The following is a 19,942-nucleotide window of genomic DNA, read 5'->3' on the forward strand; positions in this document are numbered from 1 at the left end:
GTCCCTCAAGGGCGCTCCCTTCGGTCGCGTCGCTTCGCGATGGCCTTCGGCCACCCTTGACCGACCGGCCCGCCACGGAAAAACGAAGACAGCCGGGAAACCCCCAAAAGAACGTTCACGGGGCAGGAGCGACGAGGAGCGGCCCCGTCAGCGATGCCCGAGGCGTCTCCGGGCCCAGGTGGGGCACAGCCCCGGGCCCACAACCATCGAATCTGGGGCCGGGAGGGGCCTGACCACACCAGACGGCGAAATGACGAGCATCGAGCCCCGACAGGCGCATCAGATCGCTACGTGCTTCTCATCGTTCGGCGTCTGCCGGCCGTCTCACTCGCTTCGGCGATTCAGGCGCCCTTCCAAGAGGTCGAGGTACTCGGCGGGCACGATGTTGCCGACTGCGGTGGTGAATTCGAGACCGGACGCGTCGCGTACGTAGGCCAGCCGCATCCACCGCTCGGCCCCGCTGTCGGAGACGTTCTCGTTGATCACCGCCATCAGCTCGCCCTCGGTCCCGGACGCGATGTCACGCACCCGGCGGCCCAGGAGCCGATGCCGCACGTACTCGTAACGGTCATTCATCGGGGAATGCCTCGAAGGTGTCGAGGAAGCGTTCCCATCCGACCAGCGCTCGGTCGAGGAGATCTGCGGCTGGTTCGACCACCGCAGCGACCCTCACCGAAGGGGTGTCGCCGAGGTCGATGCCGAGCACATCGCGGGGCGTGTAGAGGGGAGTCTGACGCATGGGGAATCACTCCTCTATAGAGGCTGAACTCCATCACTCATGTATAGGAGTGACATGAAGAAGAGTGCCCAACTCCTATGTATGAGTCAACCCGCCGCGAGGGTGGTTCGCGGCGGGTTGCTGGGAGTTGAGGGAGCGTCAGTCGGTTGCCTGGATGCGGAATTCGAAGACGAACTGGTCGGCGGCCATGAGGGTGTCGCAGACTTCCACGACGCGACCTTCTTCCGTCACCGCTTCCCGCACCAGGTGGACCACCGGGGCGCCCGGGCTCAGGGTCAGCTCCGTCGCCTCGGCCTTGGCGGCCGGCCGGGCCTGCAAGGTCTCCACGAACTCGGCGAAGAGTTCCGGGATGTCGCGTACTACGTCCCATGGCAGGTATGACGTTGCTGTCTCGACGGGGGTGCCGTTGCGGAAGTAGAGGCGGCGGCGAGTGAGGACCTGGGTCCCGACGTCCACGCCGAGCCGCTGGGCGATGCCGTCCGGGGCCTCTATCGGCCCGATGTGGATGACGCTGACCTTGGCGGTGGCGCCGGACTGCTCGGACTCGGCAAGGTATGCGGCCTTGCCGCCCTGTCGCAGCGACCGGCGGAAGCGGTCCGATGACCGGTGACGGACCGGCGGCCGGGCCTTCACGTACGAACCCTTGCCGTGCCGCGTGTCCACGAGTCCGCTGGCGCGGATTTCCAGCATGGCTTTGCGGACCGTCCCGCCCGAGACGCCGTATCGCTCGGCCATATCGGCTTCGCTCGGCACCTGATCTCCAGGCTTCAGGGAGCCGGTACGGATCTGCTGAACGATGTCCTCGGCGATCTGCAAGTACCGGGGCACGGCCCTGCCTCCTCCTACAGCTGCTGCCATGGTCCTTCGCTTCCTCCTATGCTCATGTATATGAGTAACAGTGCTCAGTCGAACGGGTCAACGCCACGCCATTCCGTCTCGGTAGCCGGAGTAGTGGTGAGGGATGACGGCCGACTCCTCGCGATCCGCCGAGCGGACAACGGGGCGTGGGAACTGCCGGGCGGAGTGCTGGAGCTGGAGGAGACCCCGGAGGGCGGGGTGCGGCGGGAGGTCCTGGAGGAAACCGGGATCCAGGTCGAGGTGGACCAGCTCACCGGGGTGTACAAGAACGTCGTGGCGGGTGTGGTGGCTCTGGTGTTCCGGTGCAAACCCTCCGGGGGAACGGAACGCATCTCCGGCGAATCCACCGCTGTTCAGTGGCTCACTCCCGAAGAAGTGTCCGAGCGAATGTACGAGGCCTACGCGATCCGACTGCTGGACGCCCTCGACGCGAACGGACCCCACGTACGAAGCCATGACGGGCGCCGACTGCTGAGGAACGCGTAGCGATCTGTCTGGATGACCCGCGGCAGCTAGTGGCGGCTGAGAGCTTCGGCCAGGCGCGTACCCGGGTCTCCGGGGGAGCGGTGACGGGACTGTCCGGTCGGCCAGGTCGAGATCCCGTCGTCCACCCACCGCGGAACGACATGAAAGTGCAAGTGGGGCACTGACTGTTCCGATCCCGGTCCACTGGCGCTCAGGATGTTGACGCCCGAGGCGTCCAAGGCGGTCCGCATGGCTGATGCCACGCGCTGAACCAGCGCCATCGTTGCGGCCAGGACCTCGGGCGGGGTGTCGAACACGTCCACGTGGTGACGTGCCGGAACCACCAGTGTGTGTCCCGGCGCGAGCGGGTTCAGCGGGGTGAAGGCACACGTCACAGGCCCGCGGGCTATCCAGTCCGCAGTGTCTTCACGAATGAGTCGGCAGAAAACGCAGTCCATGCCATCCGACCCTGCCACAGGCCGGATGGCGCCGCTCCGACTGGTGGTGCTGGGTGCCGGCTATTTCGGTGTCTGGTGTGGTCAGGCTGCGCGAACTCGTAGCCAGCGATTGCCTCCAGCGTGGGCGGGCTGGGTACGCGAACACCCCGCTCGCACGCCTTGATCATGGAGAAGGAGACGTGGGCTTCGCGAGCAAGAACGGCTTGCGTCATGCGCCGGGCCCGACGCTGCGCTGCCCGATGTGGTCGGCCATGTTCGCACCGTAGGGGTCGGCCCAGCGAACTCGGCTCTGATACCTACGATTTGATGATGCCGGGAAGCTCTGCGAGGGAATCGATGGACCAGTCCGCGGCGGCACGGACCTCAGGATCATCGGCCCACCAATGGCCCCAAGGGCCACGCCGAAGGTGCGCAGTCTTGAGCCCGGCGGCCCGGGCCGGGTGGATGTCGTTGGCCGGGTGATCGCCGACGTACAGCGTCTCGGCCGCCGAGCTGCCCGATACCGCGAGCACCTGCTCGAAGAACTCGCGCGCAGGCTTCGACACGCCCCACTCGCCCGATGTGACGACCACATCGGCGGGCAGCTCCAGTGCGCGCAGCAGATCTCCCGCCTTGAGGCTCTGGTTGCCTGCGATGACGACGCGCACCCCGTCCGCCCGAAGCGCGGCCAGCGCCGGCCGCACATCCTCGTAAAGATCCGTCTCGTCGATCCGCTCGCCGAGCCCTGCGGCGTCGCGGGCGGCTCCGGGAGTCGATCCGGGTACAGCCGGCGAACGAGCGGCAGGGCCGCCTGCACGCCTACGGACTCCTCGCCCAGCGGCAGCTGTCGATCGGACACGTGGAGGCCGCGTGCGAATCGTGGGGCCGGTTCCTGGACGAGTACGAGGTCCTTTCCTCGGCTCGCGGCGACGAACACTTCGCGGCGATGAACCTCCGGCTCCGCCCCTACAACACCGTCCGGGCGGTCCGTGACCTGCGCGAGCGCGCCCAACTCGTCAGCACGCTCAAGGGCTGACCGGAGCCGTAGGGGAGTCTGACGCCGAAAATCTCGGCGTCAGACTCCGCCAGATCCACGATCCGCCTGCAGCCGCCCACAGAGAGCACCTGATTCATCACCAGAGGCGGCTTATGCCCAGCCCCGGACGGCCGACGGACGCCAAGCAACGAGGAGCACGTAGCGACCTGATGCGCCTGGGTGCTCCGCTGGGTGTTCTGGTCGCTGTCCGGTGTGGTCAGGCCCCTCCCGGCCCGGAATCCGATGGTTGTGGGCCCGGGTCTTTGGCCCGCCCGGGTGGGGAGGGGTCGAGGGTCCCTGACGGGGACAGGACCGGCTCTCTGCCCCGTGAACGTTCTTTTGGGGGTTTCCCGGCTGTCTTCGTTTTTCCGTGGCGGGTCGGTCGGTCAAGGGTGGCCGTAGGCCATCGCGAAGCGACGCGACCGAAGGGAGCGCCCTTGAGGGACCGGCCCGACGCGGAAGGACGATGAGACTGACGGGAAAGCCCCAAACCCTCCCTGATGCGGATCAGCTCGGATCCGCTGCCGCGAAGCCGCCCCCTCAGCGCGCCGCCACCACCGGCGTGATCGTGGTTTCCGCTGGGCCGTGGGCGTCGGCTTCGCGTTGGCGTTCCGCGCTGTCGCTGATGCGGAGGAGGAGGGCGATCATGATCCAGTTGGCCAGGAGGGAGGAGCCGCCCTTCGCCAGGAAGGGCAGGGCCTTGCCGGTCAGGGGGATCAGGCCCGTGACGCCGCCCGCCACCACGAAGACCTGCAGGGCCAGCGCCGAGGCCAGGCCGACCGCCAGCAGCTTGCCGAAGGGGTCGCGCGCCGCCAGCGCCATCCGAAGGCCCCGCTGCACGAGGAGTGCGTAGAGGATCAGGACGGCCATGACGCCGGCCAGGCCCAGTTCCTCGCCGACCGTGGTCAGGATGAAGTCGCTGCGGCCCGCGAACTTGATCAGCTCCGGGTGGCCCATGCCCAGGCCGGTGCCCGAGACGCCGCCGGTGCCGAAGCTGAACAGGGCCTGCGCCGACTGGTCGGAGGTGACCCCGGGCGGCCGGTTCTCCCAGTAGTAGGAGAGCGGTTCCAGCCAGGCCGCCACGCGGGCCTTCACGTGCGGCTCGGTCGAGCCCACGACGAAGGCGCCCACCGAGGCCATGAGCAGGCCGCACACGATCCAGCTGGTGCGCTCGGTGGCCACGTAGAGCATCACCACGAAGACGCCGAAGAAGATCAGCGAGGTGCCGAGGTCGCGCTCGAAGACCAGGACCAGCATGGACACGATCCACACCGTGATGATCGGGCCGAGCTGGCGCATCGGGGGCAGCCGCATGCCCAGGAACTTCCGGCCCGTCAGGGCCAGGGAGTCCCGGTGGATGACCAGGTAGCCCGCGAAGAAGATCGCGATCATGATCTTCACGAACTCGCCGGGCTGCAGCGAGAAGCCGAACAGGATGATCCAGCGCTTCGCGCCGTACGTGTCCGCGCCGAAGAACGCCGGCGCGATCAGCAGCACCAGCGCGACGGCCATGGTGATGTAGATGAACCGCTGGAGCAGCCGGTGGTCGCGCAGCAGCGCCACCACCAGGATGCAGGCGGCGACCCCGACCACCGTCCACATGAGCTGGCCGGGCGCGTTCGCGTCGGAGTTGTACCGCTCGATGTACCCCTGGTCGAGGCGGTGGATCAGGACGAGCCCGAGCCCGGTCAGCAGCATGGCCAGCGGGAAGATCAGCGGGTCCGCGTACGGCGCGAACCGGCGGATGCCCAGGTGCCCGACCAGGGACAGCAGGGTCATGCTGATGACGAAGCTGGTGAGCTGCTGAGGCAGCTCCCCGTTCATCGCCAGGCCGGCGCTCACGTGGCCGAAAACGGCGATGCCGATGACGAGGAGCAGCAGCAGTGCTTCGGTGCGGCGGCGGGCGCCCGACACCGTCAGGGGCCTCAGTCCACGCACGGGATGCCGCCGCCGTCGATGGTGCCGGGCTGTTCCCCCTCCGGCGGGGGCGAGGACGGCGGTGACGCGGCGGAAGACGACGACGAAGGCGAGGGCGACGACGACGAAGGCGACGACGAACGCGAAGGTGACGACGAAGACGCTGCGCCCGGTGCACCGGGGGTCGCAGTGGCCTGATGGGGACCGATCTGCTCTGCAATGAGGCGCTTTATCTTCATATCATCTACGACGTTGATGTCCTCCCCATGGTTCCTTCCGAACCCCTCGATGGGGAGTGTCGTAAATTGCACTTTTCCGCCGGACAGGTTCTTCGCCTGCTTGACGAACCCCAGCAGATCCCAGCCCGCGTCGGTCACGACGTCCTGTTTCGCCGTGTCGATCAGCTTCAGCAGCTTCACGGGATCCGTGAAGGTCCCGGCCGAGTTCAGCTTCTGCGTCGCGCCCGCCAGGAAGGCCTGCTGCCGCTTCGTACGGTCCAGGTCCCCCATGTCCAGCCCGTGCCGCTGGCGTACGAAGGCCAGGGACTGCCGGCCGTTCAGGGTCTGCCGGCCCGCCGGGAAGTCGGCGCCCGAGTACTTGTCCTTCACCGGCTTCTTCAGGCACACCGGTACGCCGCCCAGCGCGTCGGCCAGGTGGTAGAAACCGGCCAGGTTCAGCTCCGCGAAGTGATCGACCGGGACGCCCAGGAAGTTCCGTACGGTGTCGATCTGCGCCCTGCGCCCCGCCTCGCGCCCCTCCTGCTCCAGTCGGCGGTGGTCCTTCACGCCCTGCGCCGACAGCTGGTCCTCCTTGGCGGCCTTCGCCAGCCCGTACGCCTTCTTGATCTTGTCCTTGCCGTGGCCGGGCGTGCCGGGCGTGCCGGGTATCCCGGCGATGTCGACAAAGTCGTCGCGCGGTATCGAGAAGGCCTTCGCCCGGCCGCCGTCCCCCGGTACGTGCAGCAGGATCATGGTGTTCGCGTTGTAGCCGCCGATGTCCGAACTGCCCGCGTGCAGCTGGTCGAGGACCTCCTCGGGCAGCGGGTCGCCGTTCTGGTCGCGGCGGCTGTCCAGGCCCATGAGCAGGACGTTCACGTCCCCGTGCGCCGATTTCTCGGCGCCCTCCAGGGCCTTCGAGCTGCCGATGCTCGACGCGAGGTCCCGGTAGACGTACCAGGCGGTGCCGCCCGCCATCACCGTCAGGGCGCAGCCCGTGATCAGCAGCGTGCGGCCGATCCGCCGCGGCGAGGGCCTGCGGCGGCTGGTCTTCCTCCGTTGCGCGCTCATGCCTGCCGATGCTCGCGCAGGGCCGCTGAAGGAATCCTGAGCGTGCGGCCGGGGGCGGGGCGTCCGGCCGGGTGCGGGGCTACCCCCAGCGCCCCCGCCGCCCCGACGGGATGCGCAGCTCCAGCCGTGCGCCCCCGTCCGGCGCCGCGAGGGCGCGTACGTCGCCTCCGTGGGCCCGGGCGATCTCCCGGGCGATGGCCAGGCCCAGCCCGGTGCCGCCGCTGGCCCGGCCGCGGTCCGCGTCGAGGCGTACGAACCGCTCGAACACGCGGGCGCGGTCCGCCTCCGGGATGCCCGGGCCGTCGTCGGTCACCTCCAGCACCGCCCAGCCGTCCCCGGCGGCGGCGGAGGAGGCCGAGGCCCGGACCAGGACCCCGGAGCGGGCGTGCCGCAGGGCGTTGTCCACCAGGTTGGCCAGGGCCCGCTCCAGCCGCGCCGGATCCCCGTACGCCGGTACGGGCGCCCCCGCGTCCAGCCGGAGCGGCACCCGGGGCGCGGGCCGCCGGGCCGCGTCCTCCGCCGCGAGCAGCGCCAGGTCGACGGGCTCGGCGGGGCGGGGCGCGGGTCCGCCGTCGAGGCGGGCCAGCAGGAGCAGGTCGGCGGCGATCCGCTGGAGCCGCTCGGTGTCGGCCAGCGCGGCGGCCACCGACTCCCGGTCGGGGTGCTCCTTCGCGAGGGCGACCTCCAGCCGGGAGCGGACGGCGGCCAGGGGGTTGCGCAGCTCGTGCGAGGCGTCGGCGGTGAACTGGCGCTGCCGGGCGTCGGAGCGCTCCAGCCGGTCGAGGGTGTCGTTGACGGTCCGGGCCAGGCGGGCGATCTCGTCGGCGCCGCCCGGGTCGGGGACGCGCCGGTCGAGTTCGCTCGCGGTGACGGCGGCCAGCTCGGTGCGGATCGCGGTGACGGGGCGCAGCGCGTGCCCGGTGACCCACCAGGCGAGGGCCGCGGAGAAGGCGATCAGCGGGGGCGCGCCGGCGAGCAGGCCGAGGGCGGTGGCGCGGGTGGCGTCGTCGACGTCGCTGAGCACGGTCATCGCGTACACGGCGTAGGGGGCGTGCGGGTCGTGCGCGCCGGGCGGGCCGGGGGTCCCGACCACGACCGCCGCGCGCCGTTCCGCGCCGGGGCGCGCGGGAGGGAGCACGGCCGAGCGGGAGTCCTGCCCGGACGGGGGGCGCAGCGCGGTGAGGCCGGGGACGTCCTGTGGGCCGCCGCTGGTGGCGACGGTCCGCCCGGCCGCGTCCCGTACGAGGACCAGGTCCACCCCGCCCTCGGGCGCGGGCAGCCGGCCGCCGGGCGGGAGGGTCCGGGTGTCGAGCTGGGCGGCGACCTTCCGGGCGGCGAGCTCGGTGCGGCCGGTGGTGTTGTCGAGGAGGTTGGTGCGCGTGAGGGTGTACAGCCACAGCCCGCCGGTGGCCAGGACGGCGGCCATCGCGAGGGCGGCGGCCAGGGCGGCCCGCGCGCGGACGCTGCTAACCACCGTCGGGGGCCATCCGGTAGCCGGTGCCGTGGACGGTGAGGATGGAGCGCCGGCCGAAGGGGGCGTCGATCTTCTTGCGCAGGGAGGAGACGTAGACCTCGACGATGTTGGGGTCGATGTCGTGGGGGGCGTCCCAGACCTCGTCGAGGATGTCCTGCTTGGCGACGGCCCGGCCGGGGCGTTCCATCAGGCAGGCGAGCACGCCGAGCTCACGGGCGGTGAGCTCTATCTCGTGGGTGCCCCTGCGGCAGCGGCGGTCCTGCGGGTCGAGGACCAGGTCGCCGGCCCGGAGCACGGTGGGCTCGGGGGCGGCGGCGCGGCGGGCGAGGGCGCGCAGGCGGGCGCCGAGCACGACGAAGGAGAAGGGCTTGTTGAGGTAGTCGTCGGCGCCCGCGTCCAGGCCCTCGGCCTCGTCGTACTCGCCGTCCTTGGCGGTCAGGATCAGGACGGGGGTGGGGTCGCCGTGGGCGCGCATCCGGGCGCAGATCTCGGCGCCGCCGAGGCCGGGGAGCATCAGGTCCAGCAGGACGGCGTCGTACGGGCCGCCGGTGAGGGCCAGTTCGAGGCCGCGGTGGCCGTCGTGGGCGACCTCGACGCGGTGGCCGTCGGCGGTCAGGCCCTGGCGGAGGGACTCGGCCAGGTTCTCTTCGTCTTCCACCACGAGGATGCGCACGGCTCAACTGTCACATACCGGCCACATCACCCGGCCGGGCACTCGTGGTCGTCGCCGCCGCTGAAGCACTGCCCGTACGTGCCGAGGTACGGGGATGAGGGCGCGGGCGGATCCGGCCGCAGCTCGCCGCGGCCCTGGTAGGCCAGGGCGGCGGCGCCCACGAGCACGGCCGCGCACACCAGCGCCTGGACGCATCCGGTGACGGGCGAGCTGCGGCGGAAGGCGCGGCCCGAGATGATCCCGATGACCAGGGCGGCCAGGAGGAGTCCGCCCAGCAGCAGGGCCAGGACCCCGTGGCCGTTGCCGCCGGTGCCGTCGGCGTCCCAGGCGGCCATCATCGCCACGTAGAGGCCGGCGGTGAGGACGAAGGCCTCCAGTACGGTCAGCAGCAGGGCGGCGGCGATGTCCGCGCCCCAGTCGGATCCGGTGCGCCTGCCGTTGGTGGGTGTCGTCATGGCCGCAGTGTCGTCCGCGGGGCGCGGCCGGCGCCTGAGTACGGGTACTCAGGACGGTGTCCCCCACCGGCGCGGCCCGGCCGGATGTGACGCCGCGCGGAGGCTGAATTGGCACTCCGCTTGACCGAGTGCTAATCGCCGGAATAGTCTCGCGTCTGGCACTCGCCCCCGGTGAGTGCCAACACAGCGACAGGCAGATCCGGCACCCGCGACGACGGATCGACCTGGTCGCCACCTCAGACAGTTAACCCCGGATCTCCGAAGGGGGAGGTCGGATCGTGACGACCACCAGCTCCAAGGTTGCCATCAAGCCGCTTGAGGACCGCATTGTGGTCCAGCCGCTCGACGCCGAGCAGACCACGGCCTCTGGCCTGGTCATCCCGGACACCGCGAAGGAGAAGCCCCAGGAGGGCGTCGTCCTCGCGGTCGGTCCGGGTCGCTTCGAGGACGGCCAGCGTCTCCCGCTGGACGTCACCGTCGGCGACGTCGTGCTGTACAGCAAGTACGGCGGCACCGAAGTGAAGTACAACGGCGAGGAATACCTCGTCCTCTCGGCCCGCGACGTGCTCGCGATCGTCGAGAAGTAAGTCACTTCTCCAGTTTTGCTTTGAGCTACGCCCCTGGTCACCCCTGCTGATGCCGGGCGGCGAGGGGCGTAGTTCGTTCTAGGCGGTCGCGGTGAGCGGCCGGGGATCGCAACGAGAGGGCTGAACCGCTCCCATGCCGAAGATTCTTAAGTTTGACGAGGACGCCCGTCGCGCCCTCGAGCGCGGCGTCAACAAGCTTGCCGACACGGTCAAGGTGACGATCGGCCCCAAGGGCCGCAACGTCGTCATCGACAAGAAGTTCGGCGCCCCCACCATCACCAACGACGGTGTCACCATCGCCCGCGAGGTCGAGCTGGACGACCCGTACGAGAACCTGGGCGCGCAGCTCGTGAAGGAGGTGGCGACCAAGACCAACGACATCGCGGGTGACGGCACCACCACCGCCACCGTGCTGGCCCAGGCGCTGGTCCGCGAGGGTCTGCGCAACGTCGCCGCGGGTGCTTCCCCGGCCGCCCTGAAGAAGGGCATCGACGCCGCGGTCAAGGCCGTGTCCGAGGAGCTCCTCGCGACCGCCCGCCCGATCGAGGACAAGTCCGACATCGCCGCCGTGGCCGCGCTCTCCGCGCAGGACTCGCAGGTCGGCGAGCTCATCGCCGAGGCGATGGACAAGGTCGGCAAGGACGGTGTCATCACCGTCGAGGAGTCCAACGCCTTCGGCCTGGAGCTGGAGTTCACCGAGGGCATGGCCTTCGACAAGGGCTACCTCTCCCCGTACATGGTCACCGACCAGGAGCGTATGGAGGCCGTCCTCGACGACCCGTACATCCTGATCAACCAGGGCAAGGTCTCCTCGATCCAGGACCTCCTGCCGCTGCTGGAGAAGGTCATCCAGGCCGGCGGCTCCCGCCCGCTGCTGATCATCGCCGAGGACGTCGAGGGCGAGGCGCTCTCCACCCTCGTCGTCAACAAGATCCGCGGCACCTTCAACGCGGTCGCCGTCAAGGCCCCCGGCTTCGGCGACCGTCGCAAGGCGATGCTCCAGGACATGGCCACCCTCACCGGTGCCACCGTCATCGCCGAGGAGGTCGGCCTCAAGCTCGACCAGGCCGGTCTGGACGTCCTCGGTTCCGCGCGTCGCGTGACCATCTCCAAGGACGACACGACCATCGTCGACGGCGGCGGCAACTCCGCCGACGTCGCGGGCCGCGTCAACCAGATCAAGGCCGAGATCGAGTCCACGGACTCCGACTGGGACCGCGAGAAGCTGCAGGAGCGCCTGGCGAAGCTCGCCGGCGGCGTCTGCGTCATCAAGGTCGGCGCCGCCACCGAGGTGGAGCTCAAGGAGAAGAAGCACCGCCTCGAGGACGCCATCTCGGCGACCCGCGCCGCGGTCGAGGAGGGCATCGTCTCCGGCGGTGGCTCCGCGCTCGTCCACGCCGTCAAGGTCCTCGAGGGCAACCTCGGCCTGACCGGCGACGAGGGCACCGGCGTCTCCGTCGTCCGCCGCGCCGCGGTCGAGCCGCTGCGCTGGATCGCCGAGAACGCCGGCCTCGAGGGCTACGTCATCACCTCGAAGGTCGCCGAGCTCGAGAAGGGCCAGGGCTTCAACGCCGCCACCGGCGAGTACGGCGACCTGGTGAAGGCCGGCGTCATCGACCCGGTCAAGGTCACCCGCTCCGCGCTGGAGAACGCCGCTTCCATCGCCTCCCTGCTGCTCACGACCGAGACCCTGGTCGTCGAGAAGCCGGCCGAGGAAGAGGCCGACGCCGGTCACGGCCACGGTCACGGCCACAGCCACTGAGGCTGACGCCGCCTGACGCGTGAGAAGGCCCTGGTCACCGCTGCCGAGCGGGGGTGACCAGGGCTTCTTGCGTCGCGGTGTCAGTGCGGTCGGCCGGGCGCCATCCCTATCTGCCGCATCAGCCCGGGAGCGTCGTAGTGCCACCAGTCTTCCGCGATCTGGCCGTTCTCGATCCGGAAGGTCGTACTCCCCGACATGCCGACTTCCTTGCCGGTCGGCGCCATGCCCATGAACTCGCCCCGGTGGGTGCCCCGCCAGTCCCACAGGGCGGTGACGCAGTCCCCCTCGGCGATCTGGCGCGTCACGTCGAAGCTGAAGTCGAACGCGTCGCGCCACATGGAGATGGTGCGCCGCAGCCCGTCCCGGCCGTTGCCGCGGCCCTCGGTGTCCATCATGTCGTGGGTGATGTAGTCGGCCGCGATGCACTCCTCGATCACGTCGAAGTCGCCCTTGCCCGCGATGTCCTCGAAGACCCGGTTCGTGACGAGCTTGTTGAGGTACTCGTCGCGGACCACGTCGAGGTTCATGAACTTCGGCATCCCCTCGCAGAGGGCGACCATCTCCTGGAACATGCGGTCGGTCTCCGGGAGCTGAGAGTTCCTCATGGCCTCCTCGTACGAGGGGAATTCGACGAGGTCCACGTAGTGGGTCCGCGCGTCGCGGTCCCGGCCGATCATGGTGTGGGTGACCGTGCGCCTGCCGCTGGTCTGTTCCGCGTACCGGTCGATGAGCGCGTTCATCTCGTCGAACCGCGTGGTTTCGTAATCGATTACCTGTACGAATGTCATCGCGTCGCCTCCCGCGCTGGATGGGACACGTCCAGTTTAGGGAGATTTCACCCGGTCGGCGGGTTATGGCGGGTTATTGGGGCCCGTACTTGCGGCCCGTACGGGAGGACACGCCGCCGAGCAGCCCGCGCGGCGTCAGCTTCACCACGCTCATCAGCGCCTTGTACCGCGGGTCCGGGATCGACACGGTCTTGCCGCGCGCCAGGTCGGCCAGGGCGGCCGCCACCAGCTTGTCGGCGTCCAGCCACATCCAGCCGGGGATGTTGTCCGTCCCCATGCCCGCCCGCTGGTGGAACTCGGTCCGCACGAAGCCCGGGCACAGCGCCATCAGCCGCACGCCCGAACCCGCGAGGTCCTTCGCGGCCCCCTGGGTGAACTGCACGACCCAGGCCTTGCTCGCGCCGTACGTGCCGCGCGGCACGAAGGCGGCCACCGAGGCCACGTTGACGACCCCGCCGCGGCCGCGCGAGCGCATCGACTCGGTCGCGGCCGAGGTCAGCCGCAGCACCGCCTCGATGTGCACCTTGATCATGGTGAGCTCGTCGGCCATCGAGACCTCGAGGTAGCGGCCCTTGTTGCCGAAGCCCGCGTTGTTGACCAGCAGGTCCACCGGGTGCGTACGGTCCCCGAGGCGGGTCTCGACCGCGGCGATGCCCTGCTCCGTGGAGAGGTCGGCGGCCAGCACCTCCGCCTCGATGCCGTGCCGGTCGTGGAGCTCGGTGGCCTGCTCGGCCAGCCGCTTGGTGTCGCGGGCCACCAGCACGAGGTTGTGTCCCTGGGCGGCCAGCCGCCGGGCGAAGGCGGCGCCGATGCCCGCCGTGGATCCCGTAATCAACGCAGTCGTCATGTGCGCAACCTAGCCGCCCCGCTCAGCCGCCGTGCCTGCGCAGGTACGTGCGTACGATCTCGGGCGCCTGCGGCCGGTCTGGCTCAAAGGGGCGGCTGGATATTGGCATCGGAGTCAAAGCCGGGCTTATGCTCGGAGGGTGATTGAGGCACGCCATCTCCGTGTTCTGCGCGCTGTCGCCGGGACCGGGTCCTTCTCCGCCGCCGCCCGCGAACTGGGCTGCACCCAGCCCGCCGTCTCCCAGCAGATGAAGGCCCTCGAACAGTCGGCCGGCACCCCGCTGCTGATCCGCACCGGCCGCGAGATGCGGCTGACCCAGGCCGGCGAGGCCCTGGTGCGGCACGCCGCCGGGATCCTGGCCGGGCTGACCGCCGCCGAGGAGGAGGTCGCGGCCATCGCCGGGCTGCGCGCCGGGCGCGTACGCCTCGTCTCCTTCCCGAGCGGGAGCTCGACCCTGGTGCCCACCGCGCTCGCGGCCATGCGCGCCGCGCACCCCGGCACCCGCATCTCGCTGGTCGAGGCGGAGCCGCCGAGGTCCGTGGAGATGCTGCGCGAGGGCGACTGCGATCTGGCGCTGGCCTTCCGCTACGGGGGTGACGGCGGCGGGGCCCAGGCGGCCGCCGCCGAATGGGAGGACCTCGTGGTCACCCCGCTGCTGACCGACCGGCTCGTCGGGCTGGTTCCCGAGGGCCACCGGCTGGCGGGGGCCGGGCGGGTCGGCATGGCGGAGCTGGCCGAGGAGCCCTGGATCGCGGGCTGTCCGCGCTGCCGCCGCCATCTGGTGGAGGTGTGCGAGGGCGTGGGCTTCACCCCGCGCATCGACTTCGCCACCGACGACTACCCGGCCGTGGTCGGGCTGGTCGGGGCGGGGCTCGGCGTCGCGGTGCTGCCGGAGCTGGCGGTGGAGTCCGTACGGGCGAAGGGCGTGAGCACCCTGGCCGTGGAGCCGGCCGTGGAGCGCGAGGTCGTGGCGCTGACGCTGCCGGACCTGGCCCGCGTACCGGCGGTGGCGGCGACCCTGGGCGAGCTGGTGCGGGCCGCCACGCGCTGACCCGCGGCCCCTGCCCGGCGGCAACCGGGAGGGGCGGTACGGCCGAACGCGTGACGGCCCGGATCCGGAACCCGGGACGGGCGCCGCGACACGCCGGACCCGCGTGCCGGGATCGAGGAGGTGAGGAAACGTTCCTTCGGACGTTTCGGCGGCGGCCGGTCAGTGCGGGGCGATGGGGCCGATCGTGCTGGAGGCGGGGATCAGACGGTGCCGTGCGCGGCCCATCAGCTCCTCACGTTCGTCCTCGGTGAGGCCGCCCCACACCCCGTAGGGCTCTCGGACGGCGAGTGCGTGCGCGGCGCATTCCGAACGCACCGGGCATCTCATGCAGACCTCTTTAGCCGAGGCCTCGCGCGCACTCCTGGCCGCGCCCCGCTCGCCTTCCGGGTGGAAGAACAGGGAGCTGTCGACTCCGCGGCAGGCAGCCAGCAGCTGCCAGTCCCAGAGGTCGGCGTTCGGTCCGGGGAGGCGGGAGAAATCTGCCATTGGTAGTCCTCTTGGTGCCGGTACTGAGGCGGATACGGTCCATGTCTCCACACCTACTGTCGTAGTAGATGTAAATATGACTCATTGGGAATCTAGCCTCAGACACATGCCAAACGGAAGAAAAGCCGCCAAATAGGGCATAGCTCCAGATGGAGGACAGATGGCTTGCGCCTCCCGTGTCGTGATCGCGTCCTCACGTAGAGTGCCGAAGGTGTCCGTCCAACCCGTAACTCTTTCGAGTGACCATCGTTGAGTGAGCGAGTGCGGTTGAACCGAGAAGTTCCCGGACAGGTGTCCGAGGGCATCGATCGCACAGGTGACGATACGTACCAGCCTGGAGGCTCAAGGTGACGCGCATCAGCAGCTGCGGAGGGCGGTCATGACATCCGTCCTCGTCTGCGACGACTCCCCGCTTGCCCGAGAGGCGCTCCGTCGCGCGGTTGCCACCGTGCCCGGCGTCGAGCGTGTGACGACGGCTGCCAACGGCGAGGAAGTCCTCCGCCGCTGGGGTGCCGACCGCTCCGACCTGATTCTGATGGATGTACGGATGCCGGGGCTGGGCGGTGTCGAGACGGTCCGCCGCCTCCTGTCCGCCGACCCGGGCGCCCGCATCATCATGCTGACGGTCGCCGAGGACCTGGACGGGGTGGCCCTCGCGGTCGCCGCCGGCGCCCGCGGCTACCTGCACAAGGACGCCTCGCGCGCCGAACTGCGGGCCACGGTCACCCAGGCGCTCGCCGACCCGACCTGGCGACTGGCCCCGCGCCGGCTGCGCTCGGCGGAGATGGGCGCCGCGCCCACGCTCACCGCGCGTGAGATCCAGGTGCTGGAGGGCATGAGCCACGGCCGTTCCAACGCGGAGATCGGGCGCGAGCTCTTCCTCTCCGAGGACACGGTCAAGACCCACGCCCGCCGGCTCTTCAAGAAGCTCGGCGCCTCGGACCGGGCGCACGCCGTGGCGCTCGGCTTCCGCTGGGGCCTCGTCCGCTGATCCGTCCGCCGACCTGCGGGACCGACGGCCGGCCGTCGGGAGCGGTCCCGTCCGCCACCGGCGGACGGGGCGGCACTTCCCCCGGCCGCCGCGGTGGGGCTTCCCCGGCCCCGCCGGCGGGGCGGGGCGGGTGCCGTCGTACGTCCTGTCGTACCCGGTGACCCGCCGGGGATTGGCAGGGCACAATCCGGGGGACGTGTCGCTTCGGGCGCGATGCCGCATCCTTGGTGGTGTGCCGCATTCTTGGAGAGGTCGAGTCCCCGGATCCCCGGGGGCGACGATTCGGGCCGAGCGGAGGGGAGGGCGCACATGATGAGTTCCGGCGCACCCGCTCATAACGCTTCGATGCACAACACGGACCACGGTGCCGCGAATGCTCCGGCGCCAAGGCACCATGGATTGATGCGCGACGACGAGGCCCTGGGGTCACCCACGGCCACAGGCCCCACCGGCGCCGCCAAGGGCGGCAATGCCGGGGCTGTCAGCGCGCTCGTACGCCGGGCGGTGGAGGGCGACGAGCAGGCCACGCACGATCTGCTGGCCTTCGTGCACCCCCTCGCCATCCGCTACTGCCGCACGCGGCTGTCGCGGCTCCCGGGTGACGCTCGTCACTTCGTGGAGGACCTGGCGCAGGAGGTCTGCGTAGCCGTCCTGATGGCGCTGCCCCGCTACCGGGACACCGGGCGGCCCTTCGAGGCCTTCGTCTTCGCCATCGCCGCGCACAAGGTCGCCGACCTCCAGCGGGCCGCCATGCGGCACCCGGGGAGCACGGCCGTGCCGTCCGACGAGATGCCGGAACGGCCGGACGACTCGCTGGGCCCCGAGGAGCGGGCGCTGCTCAGCAGCGACGCCGCCTGGGCCAAGAAGCTGCTGGCCAACCTGCCGGAGAACCAGCGCGAGCTGCTCGTCCTGCGGGTGGCCGTCGGGCTGACCGCCGAGGAGACCGGGCAGATGCTCGGGATGTCCCCGGGGGCGGTGCGGGTCGCGCAGCACCGGGCGCTGAGCCGGCTGCGGGCGCTCGCGGAGCAGTGAGTGGAGCGGTGACGGACCGAGTGGTTCCGTTTGCGTGCTTTCTGTCGTAGGAAACGACGAAACTTCTGCTTGACCTTGGTCGTGGAATGAGACGCGTCGGGATCCCGTTAGCATGGACATCCGCGCTGAGCAAGACCATTTGGGAAGGTGTCATGACCGCCGACGGAGTGCCCGACAAATTCGCCACGCTCGGACTGACCTACGACGACGTGCTGCTGCTGCCGGGCGCGTCGGACATGTCGCCTGACGCGATCGACACCTCCTCCCTCATCTCGCGCAACGTCCGCGTGAACGTTCCGCTGCTCTCCGCCGCGATGGACAAGGTCACCGAGGCCCGCATGGCCATCGCGATGGCCCGCCAGGGCGGCGTCGGCGTGCTGCACCGCAACCTGTCGATCGCCGACCAGGCCAACCAGGTCGACCTGGTCAAGCGCTCCGAGTCCGGCATGGTCACCGACCCGATCACGGTGCACCCGGACGCGACGCTGGGCGAGGCCGACGAGCTGTGCGCGAAGTTCCGCATCTCCGGCGTCCCGGTGACCGACCCGGCGGGCAAGCTGCTCGGCATCGTCACCAACCGCGACATGGCCTTCGAGTCGGACCGCAGCCGCCAGGTGCGCGAGGTCATGACCCCGATGCCGCTGGTCACGGGCAAGGTCGGCATCTCCGGCGTGGACGCCATGGAGCTGCTGCGCCGCCACAAGATCGAGAAGCTTCCGCTGGTCGACGAGGCGGGCATCCTCAAGGGCCTCATCACGGTCAAGGACTTCGTCAAGGCCGAGAAGTACCCGAACGCGGCCAAGGACAAGGACGGCCGGCTGCTCGTCGGCGCGGCCGTCGGCGTCGCCGGCGACGCGTACGAGCGCGCCCAGGCGCTGATCGAGGCGGGCGCCGACTTCATCGTCGTCGACACCGCCCACGGTCACTCCCGCCTGGTCGGCGACATGGTCTCGAAGATCAAGTCGAACTCCGGCGTGGACGTCATCGGCGGCAACATCGCCACCCGCGACGGCGCCCAGGCGCTGATCGACGCCGGCTGTGACGGCATCAAGGTCGGCGTCGGCCCCGGCTCCATCTGCACCACCCGCGTCGTCGCCGGCATCGGCGTCCCGCAGGTCACCGCGATCTACGAGGCCTCGCTGGCCGCCAAGGCCGCGGGCGTCCCGGTCATCGGCGACGGCGGCCTGCAGTACTCCGGCGACATCGCGAAGGCCCTGGTCGCGGGTGCCGACACGGTGATGCTCGGCTCGCTGCTCGCGGGCTGCGAGGAGTCCCCGGGCGAGCTGCTCTTCATCAACGGCAAGCAGTTCAAGTCGTACCGCGGCATGGGCTCGCTCGGCGCGATGCAGTCCCGCGGCGACCGCAAGTCCTTCTCCAAGGACCGCTACTTCCAGGAGGGCGTGGGCGGCGACGACAAGCTCATCCCCGAGGGCATCGAGGGCCAGGTCCCGTACCGCGGTCCGCTCTCCGCGGTCGTGCACCAGCTGGTCGGCGGTCTGCGGCAGTCGATGTTCTACGTCGGCGGCCGCACGGTGCCGGAGCTGCAGGACCGGGGCCGCTTCGTCCGGATCACCTCGGCGGGGCTCAAGGAGAGCCACCCGCACGACATCCAGATGACGGTGGAAGCACCGAACTACTCCCGCAAGGGCTGAGCGGAGCTTTGACGGAGGGCGGGCCGGGATGACCGGGCCCGCCCTTCGGCGTCCGTGGGGGACCGGCGCTGCGCGCCGCGCTGGGGCTCTGCCCCAGGCCCCGCGCCTCAAACGCCGGCGGGGCCGGGGGTGGCGGGGCGGGATTGGCGTCCGCACAGCGGTCGCCGGAACGCGAGAGGCCGGGGTTCGGGGATACTGGACGGGCAGACCCACAGGAAAGGCCACCACACGTGACTGAGATCGAGATCGGGCGCGGCAAGCGCGGCCGCCGGGCGTACGCCTTCGACGACATCGCCATTGTCCCGAGCCGGCGTACGCGGGACCCGAAGGAGGTCTCGATCGCCTGGCAGATCGACGCGTACCGCTTCGAGCTTCCCTTCCTGGCCGCCCCCATGGACTCGGTGGTCTCCCCGCAGACCGCGATCCGCATCGGTGAGCTCGGCGGCCTCGGCGTGCTGAACCTCGAAGGCCTGTGGACCCGCTACGAGGACCCGCAGCCGCTGCTCGACGAGATCGCGGAGCTGGACGAGGACTCGGCGACCCGTCGCCTCCAGGAGATCTACTCCGCGCCGATCCAGGCGGACCTGATCCGTCAGCGGATCAAGGAGGTGCGCGACTCGGGCGTCGTCACCGCCGCCGCGCTCTCCCCGCAGCGCACGGCCGAGTTCTCCAAGGCCGTCGTGGACGCGGGCGTGGACATCTTCGTGATCCGCGGCACCACCGTGTCGGCGGAGCACGTCTCCGGCGCCGCCGAGCCGCTGAACCTGAAGCAGTTCATCTACGAGCTCGACGTCCCGGTCATCGTGGGCGGCTGCGCCACCTACACCGCGGCCCTGCACCTGATGCGCACCGGCGCGGCGGGCGTGCTGGTCGGCTTCGGCGGCGGCGCCGCGCACACCACGCGCAACGTGCTCGGCATCCAGGTCCCGATGGCGACCGCGGTCGCGGACGTGGCCGCGGCCCGCCGCGACTACATGGACGAGTCCGGCGGCCGCTACGTGCACGTCATCGCCGACGGCGGCGTGGGCTGGTCCGGCGACATCCCGAAGGCGGTCGCCTGCGGCGCCGACGCCGTGATGATGGGCTCCCCGCTGGCCCGTGCCACCGACGCGCCCGGCAAGGGCAACCACTGGGGCATGGAGGCCGTCCACGAGGACGTGCCGCGCGGCAAGAAGGTCGACCTCGGTACGGTCGGCACCACCGAGGAGATCCTCACCGGCCCGTCGCACAGCCCGGACGGATCGATGAACATCTTCGGCGCGCTGCGCCGCTCGATGGCCACCACCGGCTACAGCGAGCTCAAGGAGTTCCAGCGGGTCGAGGTCACGGTCGCGGACTCGCAGCACCGTCGCTGATCTCCTTCCGTACGTACGCCGGAGGGCCGGCACCCCGAGTGGGGTGCCGGC

General features: G+C 70.5%; 22 protein-coding genes and 1 pseudogene. 9 read left to right on the forward strand and 14 right to left on the reverse strand.

Going from position 1 to position 19,942, the window contains the following annotated elements; translation table 11 throughout:
- Positions 1 to 324 precede the first annotated feature (324 nt).
- The 3 genes from ACFV0Q_RS21550 to ACFV0Q_RS21560 form a co-directional block, all read right to left on the reverse strand.
- The gene (locus tag ACFV0Q_RS21550; RefSeq protein ID WP_385007694.1) at positions 325 to 576 is read right to left on the reverse strand and encodes a hypothetical protein; all 252 of its coding nucleotides are present in this window, start codon (positions 574 to 576) and stop codon (positions 325 to 327) included.
- Positions 569 to 739: a hypothetical protein gene (locus ACFV0Q_RS21555; protein WP_385007696.1), complete on the reverse strand. Its 171-nt coding sequence runs from the start codon at positions 737 to 739 to the stop codon at positions 569 to 571. The genes ACFV0Q_RS21550 and ACFV0Q_RS21555 overlap by 8 nt, the downstream gene beginning before the upstream one ends.
- A 138-nt stretch (positions 740 to 877) precedes the next feature.
- The gene (locus ACFV0Q_RS21560; protein ID WP_385007698.1) at positions 878 to 1,597 is read right to left on the reverse strand and encodes a GntR family transcriptional regulator; all 720 of its coding nucleotides are present in this window, start codon (positions 1,595 to 1,597) and stop codon (positions 878 to 880) included.
- Positions 1,598 to 1,615: 18 nt separating this feature from the next.
- Between ACFV0Q_RS21560 and ACFV0Q_RS21565 the strand changes: the two genes are divergently transcribed.
- The gene (locus ACFV0Q_RS21565; RefSeq protein WP_385007700.1) at positions 1,616 to 2,083 is read left to right on the forward strand and encodes an NUDIX hydrolase; all 468 of its coding nucleotides are present in this window, start codon (positions 1,616 to 1,618) and stop codon (positions 2,081 to 2,083) included.
- Positions 2,084 to 2,109: 26 nt separating this feature from the next.
- Here the strand turns inward: ACFV0Q_RS21565 and ACFV0Q_RS21570 are convergent, their stop codons facing one another.
- The 3 genes and pseudogenes from ACFV0Q_RS21570 to ACFV0Q_RS21580 form a co-directional block, all read right to left on the reverse strand.
- Entirely contained in the window at positions 2,110 to 2,520 is a 411-nt protein-coding gene (locus ACFV0Q_RS21570) for an HIT family protein (protein ID WP_385007702.1), read from the reverse strand.
- Positions 2,469 to 2,798, reverse strand: a complete 330-nt coding sequence (locus ACFV0Q_RS21575; RefSeq protein WP_385007730.1) for a helix-turn-helix domain-containing protein — start codon at positions 2,796 to 2,798, stop codon at positions 2,469 to 2,471. Before ACFV0Q_RS21575 ends, ACFV0Q_RS21570 begins: the two co-directional genes overlap by 52 nt.
- An 18-nt stretch (positions 2,799 to 2,816) precedes the next feature.
- Positions 2,817 to 3,266 (reverse strand): annotated as a pseudogene (locus ACFV0Q_RS21580) (HAD family hydrolase); the annotation flags it as partial.
- 92 nt (positions 3,267 to 3,358) lie between these two features.
- On the opposite strand from ACFV0Q_RS21580, the gene ACFV0Q_RS21585 reads away from it, so the two are divergent.
- A complete protein-coding gene (locus ACFV0Q_RS21585) occupies positions 3,359 to 3,535 on the forward strand; it encodes a hypothetical protein (protein WP_385007704.1) in 177 nt (58 codons plus the stop codon).
- A 540-nt stretch (positions 3,536 to 4,075) separates the two neighbouring features.
- On the opposite strand, the gene ACFV0Q_RS21590 is transcribed toward ACFV0Q_RS21585, so the two are convergent.
- The 5 genes from ACFV0Q_RS21590 to ACFV0Q_RS21610 form a co-directional block, all read right to left on the reverse strand.
- Positions 4,076 to 5,473: an FtsW/RodA/SpoVE family cell cycle protein gene (locus ACFV0Q_RS21590; RefSeq protein ID WP_385007706.1), complete on the reverse strand. Its 1,398-nt coding sequence runs from the start codon at positions 5,471 to 5,473 to the stop codon at positions 4,076 to 4,078.
- On the reverse strand, positions 5,461 to 6,738 hold the full coding sequence (locus ACFV0Q_RS21595; protein WP_385007708.1) for an LCP family protein: 1,278 nt from the start codon (positions 6,736 to 6,738) through the stop codon (positions 5,461 to 5,463). The genes ACFV0Q_RS21590 and ACFV0Q_RS21595 overlap by 13 nt, the downstream gene beginning before the upstream one ends.
- Positions 6,739 to 6,817: 79 nt before the next feature.
- Positions 6,818 to 8,212 (reverse strand): sensor histidine kinase, encoded by a 1,395-nt coding sequence (locus tag ACFV0Q_RS21600; RefSeq protein WP_385007710.1) that lies wholly within the window; start codon positions 8,210 to 8,212, stop codon positions 6,818 to 6,820.
- Positions 8,205 to 8,885 (reverse strand): response regulator transcription factor, encoded by a 681-nt coding sequence (locus tag ACFV0Q_RS21605; protein ID WP_385007712.1) that lies wholly within the window; start codon positions 8,883 to 8,885, stop codon positions 8,205 to 8,207. The genes ACFV0Q_RS21600 and ACFV0Q_RS21605 overlap by 8 nt, the downstream gene beginning before the upstream one ends.
- A gap of 26 nt (positions 8,886 to 8,911) precedes the next feature.
- The gene (locus ACFV0Q_RS21610) at positions 8,912 to 9,340 is read right to left on the reverse strand and encodes a DUF6234 family protein (RefSeq protein ID WP_385007714.1); all 429 of its coding nucleotides are present in this window, start codon (positions 9,338 to 9,340) and stop codon (positions 8,912 to 8,914) included.
- 278 nt (positions 9,341 to 9,618) lie between these two features.
- On the opposite strand from ACFV0Q_RS21610, the gene groES reads away from it, so the two are divergent.
- Both groES and groL read left to right on the forward strand, forming a co-directional pair.
- Complete coding sequence (gene groES / locus ACFV0Q_RS21615; protein ID WP_008739621.1) at positions 9,619 to 9,927, forward strand: co-chaperone GroES; 309 nt, start codon at positions 9,619 to 9,621, stop codon at positions 9,925 to 9,927.
- A gap of 133 nt (positions 9,928 to 10,060) precedes the next feature.
- On the forward strand, positions 10,061 to 11,689 hold the full coding sequence (groL, locus tag ACFV0Q_RS21620; protein ID WP_385007716.1) for a chaperonin GroEL: 1,629 nt from the start codon (positions 10,061 to 10,063) through the stop codon (positions 11,687 to 11,689).
- Positions 11,690 to 11,769: 80 nt separating this feature from the next.
- On the opposite strand, the gene ACFV0Q_RS21625 is transcribed toward groL, so the two are convergent.
- The gene (locus tag ACFV0Q_RS21625; RefSeq protein WP_385007718.1) at positions 11,770 to 12,477 is read right to left on the reverse strand and encodes an ester cyclase; all 708 of its coding nucleotides are present in this window, start codon (positions 12,475 to 12,477) and stop codon (positions 11,770 to 11,772) included.
- Between the two features lie 73 nt (positions 12,478 to 12,550).
- Positions 12,551 to 13,324 carry an SDR family NAD(P)-dependent oxidoreductase gene (locus ACFV0Q_RS21630; RefSeq protein ID WP_385007720.1) on the reverse strand — a complete coding sequence of 258 codons (774 nt, stop codon included), beginning with the start codon at positions 13,322 to 13,324 and terminating at the stop codon, positions 12,551 to 12,553.
- Between the two features lie 139 nt (positions 13,325 to 13,463).
- On the opposite strand from ACFV0Q_RS21630, the gene ACFV0Q_RS21635 reads away from it, so the two are divergent.
- A complete protein-coding gene (locus tag ACFV0Q_RS21635; protein WP_385007722.1) occupies positions 13,464 to 14,375 on the forward strand; it encodes a LysR family transcriptional regulator in 912 nt (303 codons plus the stop codon).
- Between the two features lie 159 nt (positions 14,376 to 14,534).
- Here ACFV0Q_RS21635 and ACFV0Q_RS21640 read toward each other — a convergent pair whose 3' ends face one another.
- A complete protein-coding gene (locus tag ACFV0Q_RS21640; protein WP_030230767.1) occupies positions 14,535 to 14,861 on the reverse strand; it encodes a WhiB family transcriptional regulator in 327 nt (108 codons plus the stop codon).
- Between the two features lie 379 nt (positions 14,862 to 15,240).
- On the opposite strand from ACFV0Q_RS21640, the gene ACFV0Q_RS21645 reads away from it, so the two are divergent.
- The 4 genes from ACFV0Q_RS21645 to ACFV0Q_RS21660 all read left to right on the forward strand — a co-directional run bounded on the left by ACFV0Q_RS21645 (position 15,241) and on the right by ACFV0Q_RS21660 (position 19,891).
- Positions 15,241 to 15,852: a response regulator transcription factor gene (locus ACFV0Q_RS21645; RefSeq protein WP_003948568.1), complete on the forward strand. Its 612-nt coding sequence runs from the start codon at positions 15,241 to 15,243 to the stop codon at positions 15,850 to 15,852.
- A gap of 402 nt (positions 15,853 to 16,254) precedes the next feature.
- Positions 16,255 to 16,884, forward strand: coding sequence for a sigma-70 family RNA polymerase sigma factor (locus tag ACFV0Q_RS21650; RefSeq protein WP_385007725.1), 630 nt, complete (start codon positions 16,255 to 16,257; stop codon positions 16,882 to 16,884).
- A 152-nt stretch (positions 16,885 to 17,036) separates the two neighbouring features.
- Entirely contained in the window at positions 17,037 to 18,536 is a 1,500-nt protein-coding gene (gene guaB, locus ACFV0Q_RS21655) for an IMP dehydrogenase (protein ID WP_385007727.1), read from the forward strand.
- Positions 18,537 to 18,766: 230 nt separating this feature from the next.
- Positions 18,767 to 19,891 (forward strand): GuaB3 family IMP dehydrogenase-related protein, encoded by a 1,125-nt coding sequence (locus ACFV0Q_RS21660; protein WP_266574429.1) that lies wholly within the window; start codon positions 18,767 to 18,769, stop codon positions 19,889 to 19,891.
- Positions 19,892 to 19,942: the final 51 nt, after the last annotated feature.

The organism is Streptomyces sp. NPDC059564 (genome assembly GCF_042735575.1).
Taxonomy (GTDB): Bacteria; Actinomycetota; Actinomycetes; order Streptomycetales; family Streptomycetaceae; genus Streptomyces.

Bases quoted from the DNA above. Each gene is read 5' to 3' on its own strand.
- ACFV0Q_RS21550 (WP_385007694.1), bottom strand. From the start codon at position 576: ATGAATGACCGTTACGAGTACGTGCGGCATCGGCTCCTGGGCCGCCGG.
- ACFV0Q_RS21555 (WP_385007696.1), bottom strand. From the start codon at position 739: ATGCGTCAGACTCCCCTCTACACGCCCCGCGATGTGCTCGGCATCGAC.
- ACFV0Q_RS21560 (WP_385007698.1), bottom strand. From the start codon at position 1,597: ATGGCAGCAGCTGTAGGAGGAGGCAGGGCCGTGCCCCGGTACTTGCAG.
- ACFV0Q_RS21565 (WP_385007700.1), top strand. From the start codon at position 1,616: ATGCTCATGTATATGAGTAACAGTGCTCAGTCGAACGGGTCAACGCCA.
- ACFV0Q_RS21570 (WP_385007702.1), bottom strand. From the start codon at position 2,520: ATGGACTGCGTTTTCTGCCGACTCATTCGTGAAGACACTGCGGACTGG.
- ACFV0Q_RS21595 (WP_385007708.1), bottom strand. From the start codon at position 6,738: ATGAGCGCGCAACGGAGGAAGACCAGCCGCCGCAGGCCCTCGCCGCGG.
- ACFV0Q_RS21610 (WP_385007714.1), bottom strand. From the start codon at position 9,340: ATGACGACACCCACCAACGGCAGGCGCACCGGATCCGACTGGGGCGCG.
- groL (WP_385007716.1), top strand. From the start codon at position 10,061: ATGCCGAAGATTCTTAAGTTTGACGAGGACGCCCGTCGCGCCCTCGAG.
- ACFV0Q_RS21625 (WP_385007718.1), bottom strand. From the start codon at position 12,477: ATGACATTCGTACAGGTAATCGATTACGAAACCACGCGGTTCGACGAG.
- ACFV0Q_RS21630 (WP_385007720.1), bottom strand. From the start codon at position 13,324: ATGACGACTGCGTTGATTACGGGATCCACGGCGGGCATCGGCGCCGCC.
- ACFV0Q_RS21640 (WP_030230767.1), bottom strand. From the start codon at position 14,861: ATGGCAGATTTCTCCCGCCTCCCCGGACCGAACGCCGACCTCTGGGAC.
- ACFV0Q_RS21645 (WP_003948568.1), top strand. From the start codon at position 15,241: ATGACATCCGTCCTCGTCTGCGACGACTCCCCGCTTGCCCGAGAGGCG.
- ACFV0Q_RS21650 (WP_385007725.1), top strand. From the start codon at position 16,255: ATGCGCGACGACGAGGCCCTGGGGTCACCCACGGCCACAGGCCCCACC.
- guaB (WP_385007727.1), top strand. From the start codon at position 17,037: ATGACCGCCGACGGAGTGCCCGACAAATTCGCCACGCTCGGACTGACC.